This window comes from Arthrobacter sp. P1_A5 (genome assembly GCF_056406825.1).
Window position 1 is genome coordinate 1 of sequence record NZ_JBFTZL010000202.1, and the last position, 6,214, is coordinate 6,214.

5 protein-coding genes are annotated in these 6,214 nt (G+C 64.8%); 4 read left to right on the top strand and 1 reads right to left on the bottom strand.

Annotated elements, in window-relative coordinates:
* Positions 1-261: 261 nt before the first annotated feature.
* Positions 262-1,878 carry an FAD-binding oxidoreductase gene (locus AC1D1S_RS18420; protein WP_476995130.1) on the top strand — a complete coding sequence of 539 codons (1,617 nt, stop codon included), beginning with the start codon at positions 262-264 and terminating at the stop codon, positions 1,876-1,878.
* A 60-nt stretch (positions 1,879-1,938) separates the two neighbouring features.
* Here the strand turns inward: AC1D1S_RS18420 and AC1D1S_RS18425 are convergent, their stop codons facing one another.
* The gene (locus tag AC1D1S_RS18425) at positions 1,939-2,913 is read right to left on the bottom strand and encodes a helix-turn-helix domain-containing protein (protein WP_476995131.1); all 975 of its coding nucleotides are present in this window, start codon (positions 2,911-2,913) and stop codon (positions 1,939-1,941) included.
* Positions 2,914-3,458: 545 nt separating this feature from the next.
* On the opposite strand from AC1D1S_RS18425, the gene AC1D1S_RS18430 reads away from it, so the two are divergent.
* The 3 genes from AC1D1S_RS18430 (at position 3,459) to AC1D1S_RS18440 (ending at position 6,123) form a co-directional block, all read left to right on the top strand.
* Positions 3,459-4,037: a TetR/AcrR family transcriptional regulator gene (locus AC1D1S_RS18430; protein WP_476995132.1), complete on the top strand. Its 579-nt coding sequence runs from the start codon at positions 3,459-3,461 to the stop codon at positions 4,035-4,037.
* A 455-nt stretch (positions 4,038-4,492) separates the two neighbouring features.
* Positions 4,493-5,713, top strand: a complete 1,221-nt coding sequence (locus tag AC1D1S_RS18435; protein ID WP_476995133.1) for an acetyl-CoA C-acyltransferase — start codon at positions 4,493-4,495, stop codon at positions 5,711-5,713.
* The gene (locus AC1D1S_RS18440; RefSeq protein ID WP_476995134.1) at positions 5,710-6,123 is read left to right on the top strand and encodes a PaaI family thioesterase; all 414 of its coding nucleotides are present in this window, start codon (positions 5,710-5,712) and stop codon (positions 6,121-6,123) included. Before AC1D1S_RS18435 ends, AC1D1S_RS18440 begins: the two co-directional genes overlap by 4 nt.
* The last annotated feature ends 91 nt before the right edge of the window (positions 6,124-6,214 follow it).

Genomic DNA, 6,214 nt, shown 5'->3' on the forward strand with positions numbered 1-6,214 from the left:
CAACCGACAACCGTGGCGCCCTCGCGGGCGAACAGGACGGCGGTCACCCGACCCATTCCGCCCCCGATGCCTGTCAACAGAACGACTTTTCCTTCCAGACGACCACCAGCCATGGGTCCTTCTCCATTCAACTCATCATTTGTAGTGGGCCCCATGCAACCACAACGAGGAAGGGGCCGCAATCTCCCCACTCCGGCGCCAGAGGGCGCAGGATCAACAGCACGTGTTACACACGCCACACCGCATCAAAGGAGATGATGAATGATGAGTATCACCCCCGAGACGTCGACTCGCCCGCTCCCACCCGGCGTCATCCAGTTCGACCTCGAAAAGGCACTCGCGGCGTTCGCCGCCGCGATCGGCGAAGACAATGTCGCAAGCGATGCCGAGTCCCTGCAGGACTTCCAGGATCCCTTTCAGGTTCCCGGCTCCGCCACGAATCTCCCCTCCGCCGTCGTCAGCCCGACGAGCACCGAGGACGTCCAGGCGATCGTTCGGATCGCAAACGAGCACCGCATCCCGTTGTGGCCCATTAGCCGCGGCAAGAACAACGGCTACGGGGGAGCCGCGCCGCAGGTGCGCGGCTCCGTGATGCTCTCGTTCCGGAACATGAACTGCGTCCTGGAGATCAACGAGGAGCTCGGCTACGCGGTCGTGGAGCCCGGCGTGAGCTGGTACGACCTGCACGAAGCGATCAAGGCTGGCGGACACAACCTCGTCGCCTCCATCGTCGACATCGGCTGGGGAGGCGTGGTCTCGAACACGCTCGAGCACGGGCTCACCTACATGCCGTACTCGATCGACCAAGCCTCGCACTGCGGCTTCGAGGTGGTGCTCCCGAACGGCGACCTCATGCGCACCGGCTCGGGCGCAATGGACAACAACCCGACCTGGCCGCTGTACAAGCGTGGCCTCGGTCCGACGTCGACCGAGATGTTCATGCAGTCGAACTACGGCATCGTCACGAAGATGGGCTACTGGCTCATGCCGAAGCCCGAGGTGTACATGCCGCTCTGGCTGCGCGTGTGGGATGACGCACAGATGCCCGCCGTGGTCGATGCGCTTCGCGAGCTCATGCTCGCCGGCACCATCGACATGCGCCCCCAGCTGTCGAACACTTTGTGCATGGCATCGATGCTCACCACGCGCGCCGAGTGGTTCGACGGGGACGGGCCGATGCCCGAGGAAATCATCGACAAAATCGCCAAGGAGCTGGGCCTTGGACGCTGGATGATGCGGTTCGCGCTCTATGGAGACGAAACGGTGGTCGATCACAACTTCGAGAAACTCAAGACGCGCTTCCTGCAGATCCCGAGCGTAGAGCTCATGGGCGAGAAGCACGGGGCTGATGCGTGGGAGACACTGCCCAATCCGCACGAGCGGGTGCAGATCGGCGTGCCGAGCCAGGATCTCTACAAGATGGCAGGATGGTCCGGCGGCGAGGAGGGCGGCCACGTCGATTTCTCGCCGGTAATCCCGCTCACGTCCCAGCACGCGATGGCCGCGCAGAAGCTCATGGCCGAGATGTGCGCTGAAGCGGGCCTTGATTTCCTCGGTGGCATGCTCCCCATCAATGCGCGCGCAACCACGTTTATCAACGTCATCCCCTTCGACACGAAAAACCCGGAGCAGGTCGCCAAGGCGTACGCCGTGGCCAAGCGCATGGTCGCCGAGGCCGGCACGCGCGGCTACGGCGAATACCKGGCGCACCTGTCCTTCATGGATCTCGCGGCCGACCAATTCGGTTTCAACGACCACGCGCTGCGGCGCTTCAACGAGACGATCAAGGACACGCTCGACCCGAACGGGATCATCGCTCCGGGCAAGTCCGGGATCTGGGGCACCCGCATGCGGGAGGCCGGTTTCCCGCAGGCGTGATGGCGCATCTTCGGGGAGCCCCCGCCCTGCCCAAGGGGCAGGGGACGGGAAGACCCCGCCCTAACAAACGGGCGGGGTCTTCCCGGCAGGCTCGGGCAGATGCCTGGCTTCCCGCGGGGCACAGCCGTGGACCTCGCGAAAGGCTCTGCTGAAGCTTGCCGGATGGCGGTATCCCCACCTCGTCGCGACCGTTGCGATCGTCGTTTCCGGGGACCGCCGCAGCTCGCCCACGGCACCCTCGAACCGGCGTTCGCGGATCCAGGCCGACACTCCGGTGCCGGAGGCCGAAAAGAGCTTGTGGACGTAGCGCGTGGACACGTAGTGGGCCCGAGCGATCCGCTCTGGCCCGAGTCCCGGGTCGTGCAGGTGGCCCATCACGAACCGCTGCATCCGCGCAAGCAGTACCTCGGGCCGGGAACGCGGATCGGAAATCTCCTGCGCGCCGTACATGCTGCGAAGCAAGGGCAGCAGCATCTCTGCAGCGCCTTCCCCGTCAGGGCTTGAGAGCCCGCCGCCGCTCGTTGTGGTTCGGGCTAGCTGTACGAGGAACGGGGTTCCCGGCCCAGTGAGCCGTCCCTGGCCCGAATCCACCCGTGTCGCGGAACGCCGGGCGATGCCCTCGGCCTGCGCCCCGATGAACCATTTGGGAATGCTGAATACGAGCACCTCGAAACCCTTGCGGCCCTCAAAGGTGGAAGGCCGCGACGTATCGTGGCACGCAATGTCACCGGGGCGAAGAAGGCAGCTGCGATCGTCCTGTTCGATATGGATCGTGCCCCTGGTCATCAGATACAGCAAGATGCACTCCGGATCGGCGGTCGCGATCATCCGCTGCGTGCGTGCCACCCGGTGCGCAAGTCCTTGGATGGACTGGACCCCGACCGGCCCGACCTGGCCACCGGCGAGGCGGGCGTCGAAGGTGGGCGCTCCGACCGATTCGACGTGCATCGGGAAGAAGCGTTCGGAGATCCCCGTCGACCAGTAGTCACGGCGCTCGGCCGKAGGAACCGACCGGGTATCCAGGACGGAAGTCATTGGTCCGCCTCGGATGAGGTTCCGTCATAGATCTGCGGTGCAGCCAAGCAGATGCCGAGTAGGGGAGGGCGGGCGTTGCCGTGGGCCCCGGGCTGGATCGGATTCGTGGGCGCCAGGTCGATTCCGGGCGACGCCGATGCTGCCGGCGATTGGTGAGTCCGACAGCCCACGACAACCCAACTCACCGCCAAGTCCCTCGCGTGGGCTGAACCTCCGGCTTCCATGACCTCTGTGGCAGAAGACGCAGTCACGGCACCTCCCTTATAGATCCGATCCGTTTCGTACTGAGTATAAGGTGCGTCACAATTCCATGCAAAGATGCCACGTCACCCCGTCGGCGGGTTACTGAAGAATGCCCGAAGGTCGCGGGCCGGAGTGGGAATCCGTGGCAATCCATTTCGCGGCCCCAGACGACCCTTTGTTGCCAGGCCACTTGGGGCGTTGTTGTTCCTATATACACGGGCTCGCGATACCCGGAAGATTAAAGCATCAAAGTGTGATCGTGTACGTTTCGTATTGGATGGCTAAGCACGTATGGTTGACCCATGGCAATCAGAAGCGAAGAAAGTCGTCGGGCCATTTTGGAAGCAACCATGAAGTTGCTTGAAGATGCGGGGCCTGACGGATTTACGGTGCAAAAGCTCTCGATCGAGCGCATTGCCCGTGAGGCCGGAGTCAGCAAGACCACTATCTACAGGTGGTGGTCGAGCAAGGTTGCCGTGGTTATCGATACATTCTTGGACAACCATGTCGCGCGTACTCCGGTGCGCCAGGATGTCCCTGCGATTGACGCGCTTCGTGAGCACATGGCCTCACTTGCGGAGGTCTATGCCGGCAATGAGGGTCGGCTCGTGGCGCAACTCATCGGTGAGTGCCAGGGTGACGAGGCGGCGATGGCTGAATTCAAGAAACATTTCTGGACTCCGCGCGCGCTGGTCGTTACGTCCTTGGTTGAACGGGCTATAAGCGAGGGGTCGATGCGCAAGGCACTCGACGCCGAGCTCGTCACGGAGCTGCTCTACGCCCCCGTGTACTTCCGCCTGTTGTTTCAATCCGGCCCCCTTGACGCCAAGGCCACCGACGCAATCATGCAGACGGCTCTTGACGGGCTCGCCGCAAGGTAGCGGCCCCAAGTACTACCTGTGTTCCGTCCGGGCCCAAGGGCCCGATGGGCTCCGTGACTAAGAATTGACCCTATAGTCTTGGGTTGCCGCGGCATGTCGGGCGAATAGTATGCCGGTGCTGGCTTTAGCCGGGGCGCAGCCCGGCGCTCGAGTTGAGTGGCGTGCACCTATTTGAGGGTGCGCAAGAAGTTTGCGGCGACGCTCCGGTAGGGGGCGACGCCCTGTCATCGCCTGCTCCGACCGTGACTTCTTTGCGACATGCCCGTGGCGCCCTATGCCTCCCGATTTCCCTTCCACGTGTCCGGTGTGGGCGTGGGAGGCCTCGGGTCTGTGCAATACGATACGGTTCGTATATATTGGATGAGACGTTAGATGTAGGAAACTGACCCTGATCTGTCCCTGCCATTGGAGCCAGCCCGTTAGGGAAGCCGTCCACACTGAGAGGAAACATCATCGTGAAAACCGCCATCGCGCCGAATGATGCGGTCGTCGTCGCCTATCGCAGGACACCGATCGGCCGGGCCCGCAAGGGGTCTCTGGCCGGTGAGCGCCCCGAAGACCTCGCGCTGGCAGCCATCCGGGGAGCGCTCACTGCGGTTCCGCAGGTTGACTCCGCCGAGATTGCGGACGCCTACGTGGGGTGCGCGGTACCGCAGGGCGCGCAGGGCGACAACATTGGCCGCCGCATCATGGTTCTTGCAGGGATGGACAGCGTCCCCGCGGTTACTGTGAACCGCTTCTGCGCGTCCTCGTTGCAGGCCACCGCGATGGCGGCCCAGGCCGTGCGGGCGGGCGACGGGGACGCGTTCCTGGTTGCGGGCGTCGAATCGACCACCTCGACACCGCCCGTAGTTGAATCACCCCACCCCGCCTTCGCGGACGCAGCACGGCGTGCCGATGGCATCTTCGAATCCGGCCAGCCGTGGGCCGACCCCCGGGATCACGGGGAGCTGCCCGATGCGTACCTCTCTATGGGCAAGACCGCCGAGTTCGTGGCCCGTCAAACCGGCACCACGCGCCGCGACCAGGACGAATGGGCTCTGGAGTCCCAGCTCCGGGCGGAACGGGCGATGGAGTCCGGCTACTTCGCGCGCGAGATCGTGCCGGTGGCCACGGCTGCCGGCACGGTGGTGCGCGCCGATGACGGCCCGCGTCCGGGCACCACGCTGGAGGCCCTCTCGAGCCTCAAGCCGGTGTTCCACGAGGCCGGAACCGTCACCGCGGGCAACGCCAGCCCGCTCAACGACGGCGCGTCAGCCCTGGTGGTGATGAGCGCCCGGCGCGCGGGCGAACTGGGGTTGAAGCCGCTGGCCCGCATCCTGGGCAGTGCCGCAAGCGGCCTCTCGCCGGAAATCATGGGACTGGGTCCGGTGGACGCATCCCGCCGGCTGCTGGATCGTTTGGGCCTGTCGATCGGTGACATCGACATCGTCGAGCTGAACGAGGCCTTTGCCGCCCAAGTGGTTCCCGTGGTGCGGAAGCTGGGCGCAGACCCCGAGCGGGTCAACCCGTTTGGCGGGGCGATCGCCTTGGGCCACCCCTTCGGTGCGACCGGCGTGCGGCTGGTCGGAACGCTCATCAACGGACTGCAAACCAAGGACGGATCGCTCGGCCTGGCGACGCTCTGCGTGGGCGGCGGCCAGGGCATGGCGATGGTAGTGGAGAGGTTGTCGTGAACCAGACAGCGACCATTGCCGACCCGGCCCGCTCGATGCTGGCCGCCGACCGGAGCCTGGAAGGGCTCGGCATCCAGGTGTTGCGCGCCAGCGAGGGCCGTGCCACGGCCGTCCTCCGGGTCACGCCCGAAATGGCCAACGGGCACGGGATTGCCCACGGTGGATTGGTCTTCGCGCTGGCAGACACCGCGTTCGCTATGGCCGCAAACACATTCGGCGCCGGAATCGCGACCGCCGAGGCTTCCATCTCCTACATTTCCCCGGCCTGCATCTCGGAGGAGCTGGTCGCCTCCGCTGAAGTGACCTTTCACGAGGGCCGCCGGATGATAGTGGATGTGGTGGTGCGGGCGGGGGAGCGGACTGTCGCCATCTACCGCGGAACGGGCAGGGCGCTGCGCCCGGCGGACTGAGGCTTCTTGAACAGCTGCCGATGTGGGGCGGCAAGACATGCGTGTGTGCCCGGCTCCAAGTCGGAGTCCGGGCACACACACGTATTTGTAC

Coding starts and splice junctions, on each gene's coding strand:
- AC1D1S_RS18430 (WP_476995132.1), top strand. CDS start 3,459: ATGGCAATCAGAAGCGAAGAAAGTCGTCGGGCCATTTTGGAAGCAACC.